This is a genomic window from Pseudomonas cremoris (assembly GCF_014230465.1).
This window is the reverse complement of sequence record NZ_JAAXCY010000002.1, coordinates 207,707-226,539: the sequence shown is the minus strand read 5'-3', so window position 1 is coordinate 226,539 and position 18,833 is coordinate 207,707. Positions and strand designations below refer to the sequence as shown.

Below are 18,833 nucleotides of genomic sequence, written 5' to 3'. Positions count from 1 at the left end.
GGAAAGCCTTGTAGGAGTCGCGGGCACAGTGATCGGCAATAATGCCGAAAGTTTTAAGTTTTAACCATGCCGGGTTGGCGGGTTGGGCGTATTCAGGAGCGGGTGATGCAGGCAAGTCGTTGGGCACAGGTATGGATGATTTTTGGGTTACTTTGGTTTTTGCTGGCAATTGCCTTTGCGCCAACCAACAAGATTTACCAGCAGGGCTTGATGCTGTTTTTCTGGTTGCCGGCAGTGGTGTTTGCCTGGTCGGCCCGTGAGCGCTTCAAGGAAGTCTGGCGCGAGCAACGCTGGATTTGCCTGATGATCGGCCTGCTCGCCACCTGGGGCGTAATCAGTTTGTTGTGGACCAATGCCGAAGACCCATCGCGGGAGGCCAAGCGCCTGCTGTATATCGGCATGTTCCTGCTGTTTTTCCCGGTGTTCGCTTGTGGTCACAGCGAGCGCGTGATTCGCGTACTGCAATGGGGCGGCTTTGGGCTGGCCTTGTCGTCGCTGTTGGCAATGATCAAGTTCTACGGTCTTGAGCATAATGCCTGGTACGCCCGCCTGGGCGGGTTGGGCCAGTTGGGGCATCCGATTCTCGGTGCCTACGTGATTGGCCTGGCGGCTGTCTGGCTGCTGCACTGGCTGCCACGTGGCCGTTGGATGCAAGCGGCATGGGTGCTGTCCGTCGGTTTCCTTGGGCTTTTCGTGGTATTGAGCCAAAGCCGGGGTGCAGCCCTTGCGTTGTTGCTGACTATCGTGGCAATGCCGCTCTGGTGTCGTGACCGGCGCACCGTGGTAACTGCCATTGGAGCAGTCGTTGCTGCGTTGGCGGTGTTCTTTGCCATGGAGTCGCTGATGTTGGCTCGGGGTGTTTCCTACCGGCCGCAGATCTTCATGGCCGCTGTGCAGATGATTTCCGAGCATCCGTGGACCGGCCTGGGATTGGGCGGTGACTACCGGGTATTTGCCGATGATCTTTATTTTGATCACTCCCATAACCTGTTTACCCATGTCGGTATCGAGCTCGGCCTGCCGGGTCTGCTGCTTTGGTGCGGGTTGTGGTTCGGCGTACTGTGGCAAGCCTGGAAAGCCCGCGACACGCTCTACGGCAAGGGCATCATCGGCATGTGGGTGTTTTCGTTCCTGGCCATGCAGTTCGACGCGGCCAGCCTGACGGGCACCCCACGGGCCGAGTGGTTCATCTCGTGGCTACCGATTGCGCTGGCCAGTGTGTTGGTCTGGGCTCGGGCCAAACCTGGCGCTTGTGATAAAGTTGCCGCCCTACCTAATCAGTGAGCTCAACAATGAGTGACGCACCGCCTAAAGCGGAACAGGAATCCAGCCTGAAAATCTATTTCAGGCTGCTGGGCTATGTGAAACCGTATATCGGCATGTTCCTGGTGAGCATCATCGGTTTCGTGATTTTCGCGTCCACCCAGCCCATGCTGGCCGGGATTCTCAAATACTTCGTGGATGGCTTGAGCAACCCGGACGTGGTGTTTTTCCCCAATGTCCCGTACCTCAAGGACTTGAAACTGCTGATGGCCGTGCCGCTGCTGATCGTACTGATCGCGGCGTGGCAGGGGCTGGGCTCGTTCCTGGGTAACTACTACCTGGCCAAGGTCTCCCTGGGGTTGGTCCACGATTTGCGGGTGCAGTTGTTCAACAAGTTGCTGGTGCTGCCCAACCGCTATTTCGACACCCATAGCTCAGGGCACCTGATCTCCCGTATCACCTTCAACGTGACCATGGTCACCGGCGCCGCCACGGATGCGATCAAGGTGGTGATCCGCGAAGGGCTGACGGTGGTGTTCCTGTTCGGCTACCTGCTGTGGATGAACTGGAAGCTGACCCTGGTGATGCTGGCGATCCTGCCGGTGATTGCCATGATGGTCGGCAGCACCAGCAAGAAGTTTCGCAAGCAGAGCAAGAAAATCCAGGTGGCGATGGGCGACGTGACCCACGTAGCCTCTGAAACGATCCAGGGCTACCGCGTGGTGCGCAGTTTCGGCGGGGAAACCTACGAAGAACAGCGCTTTGCCAAGGCGAGCATGAGCAACACCGAAAAACAGATGCGCATGACCAAGACCGGCGCGGTCTACACCCCCATGCTGCAACTGGTGATCTACACCGCGATGGCGGCGCTGATGTTCCTGGTGCTGTTCCTGCGTGGCGATGCAACCGCCGGCGACCTGGTGGCCTACATCACCGCAGCGGGCTTGCTGCCCAAGCCGATTCGGCAGTTGTCGGAAGTCAGTTCGACTATCCAGAAGGGCGTCGCCGGTGCCGAGAGCATCTTCGAGCAACTGGATGTCGAGCCGGAAGTAGACACCGGCACCGTGGAGAAAGACCGGGTTAACGGCCGCTTGGACGTACGTAACCTGAGCTTCACCTACCCCGGCACTGACCGTGAAGTGCTCAAGAACATCAGCTTCACGGCCGCACCGGGTCAGATGGTGGCGTTGGTCGGGCGTTCGGGCAGTGGCAAGTCCACCCTGGCCGCGCTGATCCCACGGTTCTATCACCACGAGCACGGCGAGATTCTGCTTGATGAAGTGGAAATCGAAGACTACCGCCTGCGCAACCTGCGTCGGCACGTGGCCCAGGTAACCCAGCACGTAACATTGTTCAACGACACCGTTGCCAACAACATCGCCTATGGCGACCTGGCCGATGCGCCGCGTGCAGACGTCGAAAAAGCGGCCACGGACGCTTACGCGATGGACTTCATTTCCGAGCTGCCTAACGGTCTGGACACAGAGGTCGGTGAAAACGGCGTGCTGCTGTCTGGCGGGCAGCGCCAACGCTTGGCGATCGCACGGGCACTGCTGAAAAATGCCCCGTTGCTGATCCTGGACGAAGCGACGTCGGCGCTGGACACCGAGTCCGAGCGGCATATCCAGGCGGCCTTGGACAAGGTCATGAAGGGCCGGACTACCCTGGTCATCGCGCACCGACTGTCCACCATCGAGAAAGCCGACCTGATTCTGGTGATGGATCACGGCGAAATTGTCGAGCGTGGTACGCATGTCGAACTGCTGGCCATGGGAGGCTACTACTCCCGCCTGCACGCCATGGGGCTGGACGAGCCGGCAACGGCCAACATCACCTGACAAGACGGGGCGCGCAATGCGCCCCGTTTTTTGTATCCAAACCCTTACAGCCTTGACCAAAGCTAAATAGTTCGCTGCCTATCGTTTGTTATGTTGGCCTTCTCGATTCGAATGACGAACGAGAGGGTTAACCTTCTTGCGTGGGTAATGGAATGTTGCAACGTCTGTTCTGGAAACTGCTTCCCAAACATCAGAGGGTGTTCCTGCTGGGGCGTTTGTCGGTGGTGGATCGGCAGGCGGTGAACAAATCCCTGTCGGCAGTCACCACACTTCCCGCGGCTTTCGAGCGGCACAAATGCGTGTTTATCCACGTGCCCAAATGCGCCGGCAGCAGCGTGTGTTCGGTGTTGATGGACGGGCGCTGGCCGGGGCACCTGCCGTACTACTGGTACCAGCAACAATTCCCCGAGCACTGCGCACGCAGTTTCAAGTTTGCCTTCGTGCGTGATCCGCTTGAGCGTGCCTATTCGGCGTACACCTACTTGCGCAACAACCGCATGGGCGAGCGCGACCTGCAAGCCCAGGCGCTGGTTTCCCATTACCGTGATTTCGACCATTTTGTTGCAGGTTGGCTGCACCCGGACAACCTGCGCCGCCAATTGCACTTCGCACCCCAGACCGACTTCCTGGTCGATCACATGGGCCAGATGGCCATGGATTTCCTTGGGCGCCAGGAGTCCTTGCAACAGGACTTCCAACACCTGTGCGAGCGCCTTGGCGTGGACGGCTCCCTGCCACATTTGAATGTTTCCCTGGCGCGTCGCAACGAGCCGGTCAGGGATTTTTGCACCCTGCGTACGCGCCGTCTGGTCAGGCGTGCCTATCAACGTGACTACGAGGTCCTGGGTTATGAATAGTCAGTCGCTTTCCTTGGGGTCTGCTTCCATCCGTCCTTTTGCCTTGTCGTTGTCGGTGGCTGCACGGGCGGCGCTCAAGCACCAGCAACCTTGCTGCCTGTGGCTAACTGGGTTGTCCGGGTCCGGCAAGTCGACACTGGCCAATGCCCTGGAGGTGCAACTTAACGAGCAGGGGCGTCACACCTTTGTGCTCGACGGCGATAATTTGCGCACTGGTTTGTGCAATGACCTGGGCATGACCGATGCCGCGCGCAAGGAAAATATCCGGCGTATTGGCGAAGTCGCACGGCTGATGGTGGATGCGGGGCTGATCGTGATCGTCTCGGCCATCTCGCCGTTCAGCGCCGACCGGGCGACCGCCAAGGCATTGTTCGGACCGGGGCAATTCCACGAGGTCTACATCAGCACGCCGTTCGAGGTGTGCGCACGGCGCGACCCCAAGGGCCTGTACCGCTTGGCACTGGAAGGGCGCATCAAAGCGTTTACCGGCCTGGACAGCCCCTATGAGGCGCCGATCAAGGCCGACTGCGAGGTCAACACTGACGAGGTCGAACTGGCCGACGCCGTGGAGCATATTCTGGCGACCTTGTTTAAAAAATGATCAGTTGCGCCGCCCGATGCTTTACAGATAAAGCTCTCGAACTAGGCGGCGCTCACCCTGTGCTAATATCGCGCCCCTGTTCATTTTGTATGTGGGTTGCTCCATGAAGTTGTCCATGCCGCGATTCGATCAAGCCCCTGTCTTGGTGGTCGGCGATGTCATGCTCGACCGTTACTGGCATGGCGGTACCTCACGGATTTCCCCTGAGGCACCGGTACCGGTAGTCAAGGTCGAGCAAATCGAAGACCGTCCAGGTGGCGCTGCCAACGTTGCCCTTAACATTGCCGCGCTCGGCGCCCCGGCTTCCCTGGTGGGTGTGACCGGCGACGACGAAGCCGCCGACAGCCTGGCCAACAGCCTGCGCGGTGCTGGTGTGCGCGCGCTGTTCCAGCGCATCGCCCATCAGCCGACCATCGTCAAGCTGCGGGTCATGAGCCGTCACCAGCAATTGCTGCGTATCGATTTCGAAGAACCCTTCGCCACCGACGCCCTGGCCCTCAGTGGCCAGGTCGACGAGCTGCTCGAAGGCATCAAGGTGCTGGTCTTGTCCGACTACGGCAAAGGCGCCTTGAGGAACCACCAGGTGTTGATCCAGGCCGCCAAGGCCAAGGGTATTCCTGTGCTGGCCGATCCCAAGGGCAAGGACTTCTCGATTTATCGCGGAGCCAGCCTGATCACCCCGAACCTCAGTGAGTTCGAAGCCATCGTTGGCGGTTGCGCCGACGAGCATGAACTGGTGAGCAAGGGCGCGGCACTGATGGCCGATCTCGACCTTGGCGCCTTGCTGGTAACCCGTGGCGAGCACGGCATGACCCTGCTGCGTCCCGGCCACCCGGCGATGCACCTGCCAGCGCGGGCCCGTGAAGTGTTCGACGTCACCGGTGCCGGTGATACCGTAATCTCCACCCTGGCCGCCTCGATTGCGGCCGGCGAAGAGCTGCCCCACGCCGTGGCCCTGGCCAATTTGGCGGCGGGTATCGTGGTCGGCAAGTTGGGTACCGCTGCGATCAGCGCGCCTGAATTGCGCCGGGCTATCCAGCGTTCCGAAGGCTCGGAGCGCGGTGTACTGACCATCGAACAATTGTTGCTGGCCATTGACGATGCGCGTGCCCACAACGAAAGCATTGTGTTCACCAACGGCTGCTTCGACATTCTGCACGCCGGTCACGTGACCTACCTGGAGCAAGCGCGCGCCCAAGGCGATCGCCTGATCGTTGCGGTCAACGACGATGCGTCGGTCAGCCGCCTGAAAGGGCCGGGTCGTCCGATCAACAGCGTCGACCGACGCATGGCGGTGCTGGCAGGCCTGGGCGCGGTGGACTGGGTGATCAGCTTCCCTGAAGCGACCCCGGAAAACCTGCTGGCCCAGGTCAAGCCGGACGTACTGGTCAAGGGCGGTGACTATTCCGTCGACCAAGTGGTCGGTGCCGATATCGTCAGCGCCTATGGCGGCAAGGTCAAAGTGCTGGGGCTGGTTGAAAACAGCTCGACCACGGCAATTGTCGAGAAGATCCGCGGTAATGACTAAGCGGGTGCTCATCACCGGTGGTGCGGGCTTTATCGGCTCGCACCTGGTGGATGCGTTGCTCGCCTTGGGTTATGAAGTGCGGGTGCTGGATAATCTTTCCACCGGCAAGCGCAGCAACCTGCCGTTGGACAATCCTCGCGTCGAGTTGCTGGAAGGTGACGTGGCCGATGCCGAGCGGGTGGCGCGTGCTGCCGTGGGTATGACCGCGGTCGTGCACTTGGCCGCGGTGGCGTCGGTGCAGGCTTCGGTGGACGATCCGGTCAGCACGCACCAGAGCAACTTCATTGGCACCTTGAACCTCTGCGAAGCCATGCGCAAAGCCGGCGTCAAGCGCGTGGTGTACGCCTCCAGCGCGGCGGTGTACGGCAACAACGGTGAAGGCGCTTCGATTGATGAAGCGACCACCAAGGCACCGTTGACGCCCTATGCGTCCGACAAGTTGGCCGGTGAGCACTACTTTGATTTCTACCGCCGCCAGCATGGCCTGGAGCCGGTGATTTTCCGCTTCTTCAATATATTTGGCCCGCGCCAGGATCCGTCATCGCCGTACTCCGGCGTGATCAGTATCTTCAGCGAGCGTGCGCAACAGGGCCTGCCGATCACCGTGTTTGGCGATGGCGAGCAAACCCGAGACTTCATGTATGTGGAGGACTTGGTGAAGGTGTTGGTGCAGGCCATCGAAGCGCAAGAAGCGCCTTTGGGGGCGATCAACGTGGGCTGGAACCGCACGACTACCCTCAAGCAGGTATTGCAGGCGCTGGAAGAAGCGGTCGGCAGCTTGCCCACCGTGACTTACGGCCCGCCACGTTCGGGAGACATCAAGCATTCGCGGGCGAATAACCAGCGGCTGTTGGCAAGTTTCACGTTGCCCGAGCCGACACCTCTAAAGGTCGGCCTGGAGCGCTTGCTCAAGGGTTGATGCAATCGAATGTGGGAGCAGGCAAGCCAGCTTCCACATTGGTTTTAGCGACTGGCTTTTTTCTTCGGCACGATCTTGCGCAGCACCCGCTGTGCCAGGCGCTTCAATTTCGACTCTTTCTCCGGCTCCGCCAAGCCTTGCTGGCGCAGCCAATCCTTCCAGCGAATCCGCTCCTCACGCACCAGCCAGCCTTCCTGTTGGGCGAAGCTTTCCGCCAGGTACAAACCCCGTGTGCTGGCTGGGTACAGTTGGTCTTTCTTGACGGTGTACAGCTCAGCCAGCGGTTGGCCGTCCTTAAGTGGCATCAGGTACAGGTCCGGACGCTGGCGGTCCAGGCGCGCGACCAGTTGGTCGCCTTCCAGGCGCTCGTCCACATGGAACAGGCTCAAGGATTTGGCTTCCTTGGGCACCTCCAGGCGCAGGTCATAGATCAACTGCAACGACGCCGTGGGCAGGTGCACGTAGGCCCGTGGGCGCTCGATCAATTGAGTGGTGGCGCAACGCACCGGGCGCGCGGCGCCGGACAGCGGGCTCAGGCGAAATGGCAGGGCTTCGCGGTAATGCAACGCGGCGGAATAGGGCGCGGGCAGCCAAGTGTCGTTGAAGCGCCCGCTGAGCCAGCCCTCAGGCGTCTCCAGCAGGCATTCTTCGGCGATTTCCTGGATGGCGGTGTGCAGTGGCAGGTTCAGTTCGTGGGCGGGGACGTAGCCGGAGATCAGCTTGAGCACTACGTCGCCACGGTCCTGGCGACGTTGGCGCACCAGCACCCAGTAATCCTTGTTTTGCCAATGCAGGGTCAGTCGTACCGACACGCCCAGGTTCGCCAACTCCAGTGCGAAACGCTCGGGGTCGGCCACCTCCACCGGCTTGCGCCGTTGCAGGGTCTGGGCAAAGTTGAGCGGCATGCCGACGCTCTGGTAACTCAGGCCTTCGGGGGTGGCTTCGACGTGCAGCGGCAGTGTTTTAAAGTTACTGGGGTTTTTTCTTATGAGCGTTCGCGGCATGTCGGCTCCTTCTTGCGACGGGGTCGGCCGCGTCGGCGGCATCAGAGTTGACGAATGACCTTGGCAGCAGTCGCCACGTTGTGGGCCAGGTGCAGCGGATTAATGGTCCCGACAATAGCACTGGCGACACCTGTTTGCGCAAACAACAACATGAAACTGGCGTGTATTGGATCCACCCCGGGCTCCAGGCAAACGTGGCCACTGGCCAGCGCCTTTTTCACTAGGATGCCCTTGCCGTTCGCCGCTGCATAGTCAATGACGGCTTTCTCGGCCTGTTCGTTCAAATTGTAGGTCACCATCGCGCAATCGCCCTGTTCTAGAGCCTTCACGCCGCCTTCGACGGTTTTGCCGGAGAAGCCGAAGCCACGGATTTTGCCTTCCTGTTTCAATGCCGCCAGGGTCTGGTAGACCTCGCAGTCGTTGAGGATGTGCAGGTCGTTGCCGTCGGAGTGCACCAGCACCAGATCGATAAAATCAGTTTCAAGTCGTTTCAAGCTGCGTTCAATCGACATCCGGGTATGGGCGGCGCTGAAATCGTGGCTGGACACGCCATTCTCGAACTCTTCGCCCACTTTGCTGACGATCACCCAATCCTTGCGTTGGTCGCGCAGCAGCGGCCCCAGGCGTTCTTCACTCATGCCATAGGCCGGCGCAGTGTCGATCAGGTTGATGCCCAGCTCGCGAGCCTGGCGCAACAGCATGCGTGCGGCGTCATCATCGGGAATCTGGAAGCCATTGGGGTATTTAACCCCCTGATCACGGCCCAGTTTGACGGTGCCGAGGCCCAGCGGTGATACCAACAGGCCAGTGCTGCCCAGGGGGCGATGTAGGTCGTGCAAGGTTGGCAGGCTCATGGAAGCAATTGCTCCCAGGCCGGTACGCCAATGGCGGGTTTTGGCAGCTCCGGCAACGGCTCGGCGACGCTTGGGCGAATGCCGTCACGTTCCAGGCTGTTGATCACGCGATCGGCGAAATCCGGTGCCAAGGCCAGTTTGGTAGGCCATCCCACCAATAGGCGGCCTTCTTCAAAGACGAAGGCATTGTCGGGACGCGTCAGGCCCGATTGCAGGGGCTCGGCGCGGTCCACGCGCAGGGTGGCCCATTGGGTCTGGCTCATGTCGATCCATGGCAGCAACTGCGCCAACTCTTTCTGCGCAGTGGCGATCTGTTCTGCTGGCGTGCGTGCCACGCCATCAGCCTCGGCAATGTCGCCACCCATGTACCACACCCAATTGCCATCGGCGGCCGGATGGGTGGTGACGGTGATACGTGGTTTGGTACCGCCGCCCAGGCAGTGTGCGTACAGCGGTTTAAGGCCGGGGCCCTTGGCGATGATCATGTGCAGCGGGCGTTTTTGCATGGCCGGCTTGCTCAGGCCCAGGTCGCTGAGCAAATCGGCGGTGCCACCCCCGGCGCTCAGCACAATGCGTTGGGCGCGGATCTCGCGGCCATCCGCCTTCAAGCCCACTAGCTTGTTGCCTTCCAGCAGCGGTTCGATGCGCTGACCGGCAAGCAGGCCGTCGCCAGCCAGTTGTGCGAGGCGTTCGATCACGCTGGGCACGTCCACCACCAGTTCCGCCAGCCGATAGACCTTGCCCTTGAAGCGCCGGTCTTGCAGGGCAGGGGGCAGGTCATCGCCCTTGACCTGGTCGACGCGACCGCGCACGGCCTTGCTCGCAAAGAAGCTGGTGAGGTTGCCGGCGAGGGTGCCGGGCGACCACAGGTAATGGGCTTGGGACAATACGCGCACGCCGGCCAGGTCCAGTTCTCCGGTGCCCGCCAACGCTTCACGCCAGCGGCGCGGCATGTCGGCAATGGCTTCGGATGCGCCGGTGAGGGCGCCATGCAGGGCGTACTTCGCCCCGCCGTGAATGATCCCCTGGGACTTCACGCTTTGCCCGCCGCCCAAGGTGGCGTTTTCCACCAGTACCGTGGAAAACCCCTGGCGACGCAAGCGCGCGTTCAGCCAAAGGCCAGCAACCCCGGCGCCGACAATCAGGACGTCGGTGGAAATAACGGATGGCATGGGCGACCTCAGTGTTCAAGACAAGAGGCGCAGTATACAGGCTGTTGAGTGGCGGTCAGTGCCCGGCGGTTTTCGAGAACAGTTGAATCACCACGACGCCCAGCACGATCAGGCCCATGCCCATGATCGCCGGAGTGTCGAGCTTCTGCCCGTAGATAAACAGCGCGGCGATGCTGACCATCACGATCCCCATCCCGGCCCACACCGCATACGCCACGCCTACGGGAATGGTGCGCACCACCAGGGTCAGCATCCAAAAGGCCGTGGCATACCCGACGATCACCAGCAACAGCGGGATCGGCGTGCTCCAGCCCTTGATGGCTTTCATGGAGACGGTCGCGATCACTTCCGAGCAGATGGCAATGGCCAGATAGAGGTAGGCGGCATTCATGGGGTAATCCTCGGTGTGGGTCGTGCTTAATAAGGTCGCCATTCTAACGCTTCAGAAGATGGGATAAAGTCATTACCTATCTGGATTGAAGATGGGTTGAACCATGAGCGTGCAGTGGAATCTGGAGCAGATGCGCCTATTTGTCAGCGTCGCTGAGCAGCGTTCGTTTTCGGCGGTAGCGCGGGAACAGCGCAAGGCGCAGTCGGCGGTCAGCACTGGCATTGCCTTGCTGGAAGCTGACCTGGGCCTGAGCCTGTTTGAGCGTAGCAGCGGCCGTCAGCCGCGCCTGACCGAAGCCGGCAGCGTGCTGCTGGAGGAGGCGCGTGAGGTGTTGCGCCAGTGTGAGCGGCTTAATGGCCGGGCCTTGTCACTGACTCGCGGCGAAGAAGCCTGCCTGCGCCTGGCCCAAGATGAAGCCATGCTGTTCCAGCCGGTGCTCGACAGCCTTGAAGCGCTTGCTGGTCAATTTCCCCATCTGGAAGTACAGCTTTCCAGCGCCGCCCAGGGCGATGTGGCGCGCAAGCTGGTGGAGCGCAAGGCCGATCTGGGGCTGTTGTTCTATCACGACCAGATCCCCGAAGCCCTTGAGCGACGGGTGGTCGGCAGTGTGGAAATGGTCACGGTGTGCGGGGTGAATCACCCGCTGGCCAAGGAGACATATGTGGACTGCAAACGCTTGGCGCAGTTTCGCCAGTTGTTGATGTCGACCCAGACCAGTGTCTACCCCGGCAGCGAAGCCGCCAGCCCCTTGGTGTGGCGTGCCGACAGTTTCTACGTGTTGGCCGAATGGCTGATGAGTGGCCTGGGCTGGGCCTGGCTTCCCCGGCATATCGTGCAGTACCCGACTTACCAACAACAAATGATCGAACTGGACAGCGAGTGGACCCCTCCGGCCCTGGTGGTGGAGCTGGTTTGGCGGCGCGACGAGCATCTGGGCCCGGCTGCGCGCTTCCTGGCCGAACGTTTTGCCGAGTGCTTGCGCGCGATTGACTGAAAAAGCCGATAAACTCCGCCGCCATGAATAGAACACTCTACAGCTGTCTGTTTTACCTGGCGCTGCCGTTGGTGGCTTTACGTCTTTGGCTGCGCGCACGCAAGGCGCCGGCCTACGCCAAGCGCGTCGGCGAGCGGTTTTCCTATGGCTTGCCGGTGCTGCAGCCGGGCGGGATCTGGGTGCACGCTGTGTCGGTGGGCGAAAGCATCGCCGCCGCACCGATGGTGCGCGGGTTGCTGGAGCGTTATCCGACCCTACCCATCACCGTCACTTGCATGACACCCACCGGTTCCGAGCGGATCCAGGCGTTGTTCGCCAACGAGCCGCGCATCCAGCACTGCTATTTGCCGTATGACTTGCCGTGCGCCGCCAAGCGCTTTCTTGATCGCGTGCAACCGAAGTTGGCGGTGATCATGGAAACCGAGCTGTGGCCCAACCATATCCACGCTTGCGCTCAGCGCGGGATTCCCGTGGCACTGGCCAATGGGCGGTTGTCGGCACGTTCGGCCAAGGGCTACGGGCGTTTTGCCAAACTGACCGCGCCGATGCTGGCAGAGATGAGCCTGCTTGCCGTGCAGACGCAAACTGAAGCCCAACGCTTCCTCAGCCTGGGCGCCCGCCCGGAAGCCGTGGACGTCACCGGTTCGATCAAGTTCGACCTGACCATCGACCCTCAATTGCCCTTACGCGCCGCAGCGCTGCGCGAACAGTGGGGCGCCAGCGAGCGCCCGGTGTGGATCGCGGCCAGTACCCATGAAGGCGAAGATCAAGTGGTGTTGGCGGCCCATCGCCAATTGCTCGACAGCTACCCCAACGCATTGCTGATCCTGGTGCCACGGCATCAGGAGCGATTCGGTCCGATGTTCGAGCTGAGCGAGCGGGAAGGTTTTGCGACTGTGCGCCGCTCCAGTGGTGAGCCGGTGACCGCGCTTACCTCGGTGTTGCTCGGCGACACCATGGGCGAATTGCTGTTCCTCTATGCCCTGGCCGACAGCGCTTTTGTCGGCGGTAGCCTGGTGCCCACCGGAGGGCACAACCCGCTGGAACCGGCGGCATTGGCCTTGCCGGTGATCATGGGGCCGCACGTGTTCAACTTCCTCGAAATCACCGCGATGATGCGCGAAGCCGGGGCATTGCGAGCCGTGGATGACGCCGAAGGGCTGGCCGAGGCGGTGCGGCAATTGTTCGAACTGCCGCAGGATGCACGCAAGATGGGGCAGGCGGGGTTGAAGGTGATGCAAGCCAACCAGGGGGCGCTCAAGCGTTTACTGGATGGCTTGGGCAAACTCCTGAAGCCACACTGAAACAAATGTGGGAGCGGGCTTGCTCGCGAATTCAGTGTGTCAGCCAGTACATCGGGTGCTGATACACCGCGTTCGCGAGCAAGCCCGCTCCCACATGGGTTATGCGTTGTACTTAATAGCTTGGGCGGGCTTTAAGTTGCTCAGCCGCAGCCTTGGCCAGGTCCGGCGGCAGGAAGTCCCGATCCGGGTTGTAGTCCGCCTTCAGATATCGCGCCAGATCCTGCAGATCCCCCGGGTTCAACGTGCCCGCCGCCTGCTTCAAACGCAGGTTGTCGAGGATGTAGTCATAACGGCTGTTGTTGTAGTTGCGCACCGACGAGTACAGCTGGCGCTGTGAATCCAGCACATCGACGATATTGCGCGTGCCCACCTGATAACCGATTTCCGTAGCTTCCACCGCGCTCTGGTTGGAGATGATCGACTGGCGGCGCGCCTGTACCTGTTCCACATCGGTGTTCACCGCGCGGTGCAGGTTACGGGTGTTTTCCACCACCTGGCGGCGCAGGCCTTCGCGTTGCTGTTCGGTCTGGTCCAGGCGCGAATAGGATTCGCGCACTTGCGAGCTGGTGAGGCCGCCACTGTAGATCGGGATGCTCAGGCGCAAGCCGATGGTGCGTTGGGACACATCACCGCCGTAGGGCACCGGCAACTGGTTCGGGTTGCTGAAACCGAGGGCGTCGTTGTCACCTTTTTCGTACTGCGCCACGGCGTCGAGGGTCGGTGCGTGGCCGGCCTTGCGCTGTTTCAGGGTTTCTTCGGCGGCGGTTACCGCATAGTTACTGGCCAACAGGTTGAGATTCTGGCGACCGGCAGTTTCGACCCACGCCTTGGCGTCGTTCGGCGCCGGCGGTAGCACCGGCAAGGTGTGGACGATGCCCTGGATCGAGTTGTACTGGCGGTTGGTCAGGGTGATCAGCGCTTCAAAGGCGTCTTCCACCTGGCGCTGCGCCAGGATCCGGTTGGCGCGGGCGGTGTCATAGCTGGCCTGGGATTGCAGCACGTCGGTCTTGTCCGAAAGGCCAACGTCAAAGCGCTCATTGGACTGATCGAGCTGACGCTTGAAAGCGTTTTCTTCGGCCTTGGTCGACGCCAAGTTGTCCTGGGCACGCAGCACGGCGAAGTAGTTTTCGGCGCTCTGCAGGATCAGGTTCTGCTCGGTGGCCGACAGTTGCAGGGCCGCCTGTTCGTTGACAGCTTCGGCTGCTTGCAATTGGAACCAGCGGTCGGCGCGAAACAGCGGCTGGCTCAAGGTTGCGCGCCACGAGTGGGCATCGCGATTGGCCGTGGCCGCAGGCTGCGAGATCTGGGTACGTACGTTGTTGCTGTCAGCGCCTGCCGACAAATTCGGCAGCAAACCGGCGCGGGCCTGGGGCACCACTTCTTTTTGCGCGCCGTATTGGGCGCGGGCGGCGGCCAGGTCGGCGTTGTTGTCTACTGCTTCCTGATAGACGCTGACCAGGTCAGTTTTGGCGGACAAGGGCGCTTCTGCTGCCCAGACCATTCCGTTGGTCGCACAAGACACGGCGAGCGCCAGTGAGAGTTTGCGCAGCATGAGTCGATCCCTAGTTTTAATATTACGGCGATAATTTAGCGCCCAAGGCTAAGGCTGGCCATTCCTGGCGTCAAGCATTGTGGCAGTGCCCGAGTGTAGTGGCGCTGACCCTGCGCAACAATCCCGCAATCACGCCATTCATCACGCTGAATGCACCGCTATTGGCAATTTGCCCACGGCATGGTCTAGACTGGCCGCGTTCTTGTCGGGGTGCCTTGTTGGAAGGCTGAGATCGGTAAATACCGGATCCCGTTGAACCTGATCAGGTTAGCGCCTGCGTAGGGAACAAGATTTCTCGTCACCCGGCGAGTCCTCTTGTGCTTCGTCCGGGATGCTGTTCAAAAAATGAACAGCCCTCGTGCGCCAAGCACAGCACTGGTTTCAGTGCGTCCATCCGTCACAGGTTCGCTCCGACAAAAATCCACCGCCTGGATAAGTTGGAGAGCCCGTGATGACGACAAAACTAAAAAATACCGTGCATTTGAGTGAATCGGCCAAGGTCGACTCCGGTTCCGTGCAGCCGTTTACCCGTTCGCAAAAAGTCTACGTGCAGGGCACTCGCCCGGACATCCGCGTGCCCATGCGAGAAATCAGCCTGGACGTGACTCCCACCGATTTCGGCGGTGAAATCAACGCGCCGGTCACTGTGTACGACACCTCCGGCCCCTACACCGACCCCAATGTGATCATCGATGTGCGCAAAGGCTTGGCCGACGTGCGCTCGCCGTGGATCGAAGTGCGCAACGACACCGAGCGCCTGCCGGGCCTCAGCTCGCACTTCGGCCAGCAGCGTCTCAGCGATGCTGAACTGACCGCACTGCGTTTTGCCCACGTGAAGAACCCGCGCCGTGCCAAGGCCGGCGCCAACGTCACGCAGATGCACTACGCGCGCAAAGGCATCATCACCGCCGAGATGGAATACGTCGCCATCCGCGAAAACATGAAGCTCGAAGAAGCCCGCGCCACCGGCCTTCTGGACCAGCAACATGCCGGCCACAGCTTTGGCGCCAGCGTGCCGAAGATCATCACGCCGGAATTCGTGCGCGAAGAAATCGCCCGCGGCCGCGCGATTATCCCGGCCAACATCAACCACACCGAACTGGAACCGATGATCATCGGCCGTAACTTCCTGGTGAAGATCAACGGCAACATCGGCAACAGCGCCTTGGGCTCGTCCATCGAAGAAGAAGTGGCGAAACTGACCTGGGGCATCCGCTGGGGTTCGGATACCGTGATGGACTTGTCCACCGGCAAGCACATCCACGAAACCCGCGAGTGGATCATCCGCAACTCGCCGGTGCCGATCGGCACCGTACCGATTTACCAGGCACTGGAAAAAGTCGGCGGCGCGGCCGAAGACCTGACCTGGGAGCTGTTCCGCGACACGCTGGTGGAGCAGGCTGAGCAGGGCGTCGACTACTTCACCATCCACGCCGGCGTCTTGCTGCGCTATGTGCCGCTGACCGCCAAGCGCGTGACCGGCATTGTTTCCCGTGGCGGTTCGATCATGGCCAAGTGGTGCCTGGCGCACCACAAAGAGAACTTCACCTACACGCATTTCGACGAAATCTGCGAAATCATGAAGGCCTATGACGTCAGCTTCTCCCTCGGTGACGGCCTGCGCCCGGGCTCGATTGCCGACGCCAACGACGCCGCGCAATTCGGCGAGCTGGAAACCCTCGGCGAGCTGACCAAGACCGCCTGGAAGCACGACGTGCAAACCATGATCGAAGGCCCGGGCCACGTGCCGATGCAGTTGATCAAGGAGAACATGGACAAGCAGTTGGAGTGCTGCGACGAGGCGCCGTTCTACACCCTCGGCCCGCTGACCACCGACATTGCACCGGGCTACGACCACATCACCTCCGGTATCGGTGCGGCGATGATCGGCTGGTTCGGCTGCGCGATGCTTTGCTACGTGACGCCGAAGGAGCACTTGGGGCTGCCGAACAAGGATGACGTGAAGACCGGGATCATCACCTACAAGATTGCGGCCCACGCGGCGGACTTGGCCAAGGGGCATCCGGGCGCACAGATTCGCGATAACGCCTTGAGCAAGGCGCGCTTCGAGTTCCGTTGGGAAGACCAGTTCAACCTCGGCCTGGACCCGGACACGGCGCGTTCATACCACGATGAAACCCTGCCGAAAGATTCGGCCAAGGTCGCGCATTTCTGCTCGATGTGCGGGCCGAAGTTCTGCTCGATGAAGATCACCCAGGAAGTGCGTGAGTACGCGGCCAACCAGCGCATTGAGGCGGTGGATGTGGATGTGGCCAAGGGCTTGGCGGAGCAGGCGGAGCGGTTCAAGCAGGAAGGGAGCCAGCTGTACAAAAAGGTCTGACCCGGGATTGTCGGCCCCTGTACCGGCCTCTTCGCGAGCAAGCCCGCTCCCACATTTGAAACGCATTCCAAATGTGGGAGCGGGCTTGCTCGCGAAAGCAATCTCCCAAACAACACATGTCCCATCAGAGATGACCCCCTTGAGCATTCAACCGAGTACCTACTCCCCCGACATTGCAGTGCCGAGTGACAAACGAGTCTTCGGCGCCCGCGACCTGTTCTCCCTGTGGTTCTCCCTCGGCATCGGCCTGATGGTCCTGCAAACCGGTGCCTTGCTCGCGCCGGGCCTGGGCTTGTCGGGCTCGTTGCTGGCCATCTTCCTCGGTACGCTGGTCGGCGTATTGCTGTTGGCCGCCGTCGGTGTGATCGGCAGCGACACCGGCCTGTCTGCCATGGCTGCCCTGAAACTCAGCCTAGGCGCCAAAGGCGCGAGCCTGCCGGCGCTGTTGAACCTGCTGCAACTGGTCGGCTGGGGTTCGTTCGAGATCATCGTGATGCGCGACGCCGCCAGCTTGTTGGGCGCACGCGCGTTCAGCGACGGTAGCCTGCTGGCCAGCCCGTTGCTGTGGACACTGTTTTTTGGTGGTTTGGCCACACTGCTGGCCGTGAGTGGTCCGCTGACCTTCGTGCGCCAGATCCTGCGCAAATGGGGTATCTGGTTGCTGCTCGCCGCTTGCCTATGGCTGACCTGGAACCTGTTTGCCAAAGCTGACCTCGCTACGCTCTGGGCCCAGGCCGGTGACGGTTCGATGCCGTTTGCAGTGGGTTTTGATATTGCCATCGCGATGCCGCTGTCGTGGCTGCCGCTGATCGCCGATTACTCGCGTTTCGGCAAACGTGCAAAAAGCGTGTTCGGCGGGACCGCATTGGGCTTCTTTATCGGTAACTTCTGGCTGATGAGCCTGGGCGTGGCCTACACCCTGGCATTTGCGCCAAGCGGTGAAGTGAATGCGCTGTTGCTGGCGTTGGCCGGTGCGGGCCTGGGAATTCCGCTGTTGCTGATCCTGTTGGACGAGTCGGAAAATGCCTTTGCCGATATTCACTCGGCGGCAGTGTCCAGCGGCATTCTGTTGCGCCTGAAGGTCGAGCACCTGGCCCTGGCTATCGGTGTGATCTGCACCCTGATTGCCTGCTTTGCGCCGTTGGCCCAGTACCAGAACTTCCTGCTGCTGATCGGCTCGGTGTTCGCGCCATTGTTTGGCGTGGTGCTGGTGGATCATTTCATCCTGCGTCGCCGTGGCCAGGGCTTGGTCGCGAACCTGCATTGGTCGGCGCTGTTGGCCTGGCTGGGTGGCATCGCAACCTACCACCTGCTGGCCAACCTGTACCCGGATGTTGGCGCGACCCTGCCGGCGCTTGTGCTGGCAGGGCTGTTGCAGTTCATCCTTGGCCGGGTTTTCAGTGCCGCGCGGGCGCCAGCTCAGGCTTGAGCACACCGGTGAGGCGCGCATAGGGGATGGTCATCTCGATCAGCCCCAATGCATACGGTGCGATGGTCGCGACGTTGTACTTGAGCACCACGCCGTTGCTGGTCAGGGCCACGTTAGGGGTTTTCTGGAATGGCCAGTTCTTCACGAACTCCGGGTCGCGGTCCATCTGCGAGTTGATCAGCCAACTGTTGTGGGCGACTTTGGCGGTATTCCAAAAGGCTTGCTCCTGGCCCGGCAGCAACATGTCGGTCAGGCTTAGCTCTTTGTGCAAGATGCGTGAATAATTGATGAATCCCCGGCCAGGCTCGCCATGGGCGGCACCGGTGTCCAGGTAGCTGGAGACTTCAACGATCACCAGTCCGTCATGCTGCTCACGTACCTTGGCCTGCAAGTACATGCTGTTGCGGTCGGCCGACTCACGCAAGAACTTGTCCCGATAGGCATTCAAGGTGGCCGGTACGCTGGCGCCTGGCGTGGTGCGGGTCATTTGCAGCAGGCGCTGCTCCACCAGGGTGTCCAGTTGCGGCTCGGAGGGGAAGTGCACGGTGTCGATGTTCACCAGCGGGCAGTCAGGGCTGTCGCAGCCGGGCTTGATCTGCTCCGAGGCATCCGGCTGGGTGTCCAGCGGCTTGAGGTAGCTGGGTTGGAACAGGCTCTGGCAAGCACCCAGGGTCAAGGCAACACAGGCCACGGAGGCGATTTTTAAAAGCGACATGGATGTCCTTCGTCTAGCGATAAGAGCGAAATTTGTGGAGCTTCGACTATCAACAAAGCAGTCAGTTCGCC

Annotated in this window: 16 protein-coding genes and 1 riboswitch; of the genes, 10 read left to right on the top strand and 6 right to left on the bottom strand. The window is 61.0% G+C overall.

Annotation, left to right across the window (positions count from 1 at the left end):
• The first annotated feature begins 105 nt into the window (after window positions 1-105).
• From HF257_RS04575 to HF257_RS04550, 6 genes are all read left to right on the top strand, one after another.
• Complete coding sequence (locus HF257_RS04575; RefSeq protein WP_185705024.1) at window positions 106-1,284, top strand: O-antigen ligase family protein; 1,179 nt, start codon at window positions 106-108, stop codon at window positions 1,282-1,284.
• Window positions 1,285-1,292: 8 nt separating this feature from the next.
• On the top strand, window positions 1,293-3,101 hold the full coding sequence (msbA, locus tag HF257_RS04570) for a lipid A export permease/ATP-binding protein MsbA (RefSeq protein ID WP_185705026.1): 1,809 nt from the start codon (window positions 1,293-1,295) through the stop codon (window positions 3,099-3,101).
• A 152-nt stretch (window positions 3,102-3,253) separates the two neighbouring features.
• The gene (locus HF257_RS04565; protein ID WP_185705028.1) at window positions 3,254-3,958 is read left to right on the top strand and encodes a sulfotransferase family 2 domain-containing protein; all 705 of its coding nucleotides are present in this window, start codon (window positions 3,254-3,256) and stop codon (window positions 3,956-3,958) included.
• Window positions 3,951-4,559, top strand: a complete 609-nt coding sequence (gene cysC, locus HF257_RS04560) for an adenylyl-sulfate kinase (RefSeq protein ID WP_185705030.1) — start codon at window positions 3,951-3,953, stop codon at window positions 4,557-4,559. The genes HF257_RS04565 and cysC overlap by 8 nt, the downstream gene beginning before the upstream one ends.
• 103 nt (window positions 4,560-4,662) lie before the next feature.
• Window positions 4,663-6,087 carry a bifunctional D-glycero-beta-D-manno-heptose-7-phosphate kinase/D-glycero-beta-D-manno-heptose 1-phosphate adenylyltransferase HldE gene (gene hldE / locus HF257_RS04555; RefSeq protein WP_185705032.1) on the top strand — a complete coding sequence of 475 codons (1,425 nt, stop codon included), beginning with the start codon at window positions 4,663-4,665 and terminating at the stop codon, window positions 6,085-6,087.
• The gene (locus tag HF257_RS04550; protein ID WP_185705034.1) at window positions 6,080-7,006 is read left to right on the top strand and encodes an NAD-dependent epimerase/dehydratase family protein; all 927 of its coding nucleotides are present in this window, start codon (window positions 6,080-6,082) and stop codon (window positions 7,004-7,006) included. Before hldE ends, HF257_RS04550 begins: the two co-directional genes overlap by 8 nt.
• Window positions 7,007-7,050: 44 nt before the next feature.
• On the opposite strand, the gene HF257_RS04545 is transcribed toward HF257_RS04550, so the two are convergent.
• Genes HF257_RS04545 through HF257_RS04530 form a run of 4 tightly spaced genes read right to left on the bottom strand, consistent with a single transcriptional unit; the run spans window position 7,051 to window position 10,427 of the window.
• Window positions 7,051-8,010, bottom strand: coding sequence for a metal ABC transporter ATPase (locus HF257_RS04545; protein WP_185705036.1), 960 nt, complete (start codon window positions 8,008-8,010; stop codon window positions 7,051-7,053).
• A gap of 41 nt (window positions 8,011-8,051) precedes the next feature.
• Window positions 8,052-8,864, bottom strand: a complete 813-nt coding sequence (locus HF257_RS04540; RefSeq protein ID WP_185705038.1) for an aldo/keto reductase — start codon at window positions 8,862-8,864, stop codon at window positions 8,052-8,054.
• Window positions 8,861-10,036 (bottom strand): NAD(P)/FAD-dependent oxidoreductase, encoded by a 1,176-nt coding sequence (locus tag HF257_RS04535; RefSeq protein WP_185705040.1) that lies wholly within the window; start codon window positions 10,034-10,036, stop codon window positions 8,861-8,863. Before HF257_RS04535 ends, HF257_RS04540 begins: the two co-directional genes overlap by 4 nt.
• 55 nt (window positions 10,037-10,091) lie before the next feature.
• On the bottom strand, window positions 10,092-10,427 hold the full coding sequence (locus HF257_RS04530; RefSeq protein ID WP_185705042.1) for a DMT family transporter: 336 nt from the start codon (window positions 10,425-10,427) through the stop codon (window positions 10,092-10,094).
• 103 nt (window positions 10,428-10,530) lie between these two features.
• Between HF257_RS04530 and HF257_RS04525 the strand changes: the two genes are divergently transcribed.
• Together HF257_RS04525 and waaA are read left to right on the top strand one after the other, a co-directional pair.
• The gene (locus HF257_RS04525; protein ID WP_185705044.1) at window positions 10,531-11,421 is read left to right on the top strand and encodes a LysR family transcriptional regulator; all 891 of its coding nucleotides are present in this window, start codon (window positions 10,531-10,533) and stop codon (window positions 11,419-11,421) included.
• Window positions 11,422-11,444: 23 nt separating this feature from the next.
• Window positions 11,445-12,725, top strand: a complete 1,281-nt coding sequence (gene waaA, locus HF257_RS04520) for a lipid IV(A) 3-deoxy-D-manno-octulosonic acid transferase (protein ID WP_185705046.1) — start codon at window positions 11,445-11,447, stop codon at window positions 12,723-12,725.
• Between the two features lie 112 nt (window positions 12,726-12,837).
• Here the strand turns inward: waaA and HF257_RS04515 are convergent, their stop codons facing one another.
• Entirely contained in the window at window positions 12,838-14,277 is a 1,440-nt protein-coding gene (locus HF257_RS04515; protein WP_185705048.1) for a TolC family outer membrane protein, read from the bottom strand.
• A 196-nt stretch (window positions 14,278-14,473) separates the two neighbouring features.
• Window positions 14,474-14,579, top strand: a riboswitch (TPP riboswitch).
• A gap of 149 nt (window positions 14,580-14,728) precedes the next feature.
• Between HF257_RS04515 and thiC the strand changes: the two genes are divergently transcribed.
• Window positions 14,729-16,618: a phosphomethylpyrimidine synthase ThiC gene (gene thiC / locus HF257_RS04510; RefSeq protein ID WP_185705050.1), complete on the top strand. Its 1,890-nt coding sequence runs from the start codon at window positions 14,729-14,731 to the stop codon at window positions 16,616-16,618.
• A 139-nt stretch (window positions 16,619-16,757) separates the two neighbouring features.
• Window positions 16,758-18,047 (top strand): putative hydroxymethylpyrimidine transporter CytX, encoded by a 1,290-nt coding sequence (gene cytX / locus HF257_RS04505; RefSeq protein WP_185705052.1) that lies wholly within the window; start codon window positions 16,758-16,760, stop codon window positions 18,045-18,047.
• Here the strand turns inward: cytX and HF257_RS04500 are convergent.
• Window positions 18,016-18,762, bottom strand: a complete 747-nt coding sequence (locus tag HF257_RS04500) for an RsiV family protein (protein WP_185705054.1) — start codon at window positions 18,760-18,762, stop codon at window positions 18,016-18,018. The two genes, cytX and HF257_RS04500, sit on opposite strands and share 32 nt — an antisense overlap.
• Window positions 18,763-18,833 lie beyond the last annotated feature (71 nt).

What these genes read in the sequence shown, in the direction of transcription:
- HF257_RS04540 (WP_185705038.1), bottom strand. Translation starts at nt 8,864, where the DNA reads ATGAGCCTGCCAACCTTGCACGACCTACATCGCCCCCTGGGCAGCACT.
- waaA (WP_185705046.1), top strand. Translation starts at nt 11,445, where the DNA reads ATGAATAGAACACTCTACAGCTGTCTGTTTTACCTGGCGCTGCCGTTG.
- msbA (WP_185705026.1), top strand. Translation starts at nt 1,293, where the DNA reads ATGAGTGACGCACCGCCTAAAGCGGAACAGGAATCCAGCCTGAAAATC.
- HF257_RS04525 (WP_185705044.1), top strand. Translation starts at nt 10,531, where the DNA reads ATGAGCGTGCAGTGGAATCTGGAGCAGATGCGCCTATTTGTCAGCGTC.
- HF257_RS04500 (WP_185705054.1), bottom strand. Translation starts at nt 18,762, where the DNA reads ATGTCGCTTTTAAAAATCGCCTCCGTGGCCTGTGTTGCCTTGACCCTG.
- HF257_RS04535 (WP_185705040.1), bottom strand. Translation starts at nt 10,036, where the DNA reads ATGCCATCCGTTATTTCCACCGACGTCCTGATTGTCGGCGCCGGGGTT.
- HF257_RS04530 (WP_185705042.1), bottom strand. Translation starts at nt 10,427, where the DNA reads ATGAATGCCGCCTACCTCTATCTGGCCATTGCCATCTGCTCGGAAGTG.
- HF257_RS04545 (WP_185705036.1), bottom strand. Translation starts at nt 8,010, where the DNA reads ATGCCGCGAACGCTCATAAGAAAAAACCCCAGTAACTTTAAAACACTG.
- hldE (WP_185705032.1), top strand. Translation starts at nt 4,663, where the DNA reads ATGAAGTTGTCCATGCCGCGATTCGATCAAGCCCCTGTCTTGGTGGTC.
- HF257_RS04515 (WP_185705048.1), bottom strand. Translation starts at nt 14,277, where the DNA reads ATGCTGCGCAAACTCTCACTGGCGCTCGCCGTGTCTTGTGCGACCAAC.
- HF257_RS04575 (WP_185705024.1), top strand. Translation starts at nt 106, where the DNA reads ATGCAGGCAAGTCGTTGGGCACAGGTATGGATGATTTTTGGGTTACTT.
- HF257_RS04565 (WP_185705028.1), top strand. Translation starts at nt 3,254, where the DNA reads ATGTTGCAACGTCTGTTCTGGAAACTGCTTCCCAAACATCAGAGGGTG.
- thiC (WP_185705050.1), top strand. Translation starts at nt 14,729, where the DNA reads ATGACGACAAAACTAAAAAATACCGTGCATTTGAGTGAATCGGCCAAG.
- cysC (WP_185705030.1), top strand. Translation starts at nt 3,951, where the DNA reads ATGAATAGTCAGTCGCTTTCCTTGGGGTCTGCTTCCATCCGTCCTTTT.
- HF257_RS04550 (WP_185705034.1), top strand. Translation starts at nt 6,080, where the DNA reads ATGACTAAGCGGGTGCTCATCACCGGTGGTGCGGGCTTTATCGGCTCG.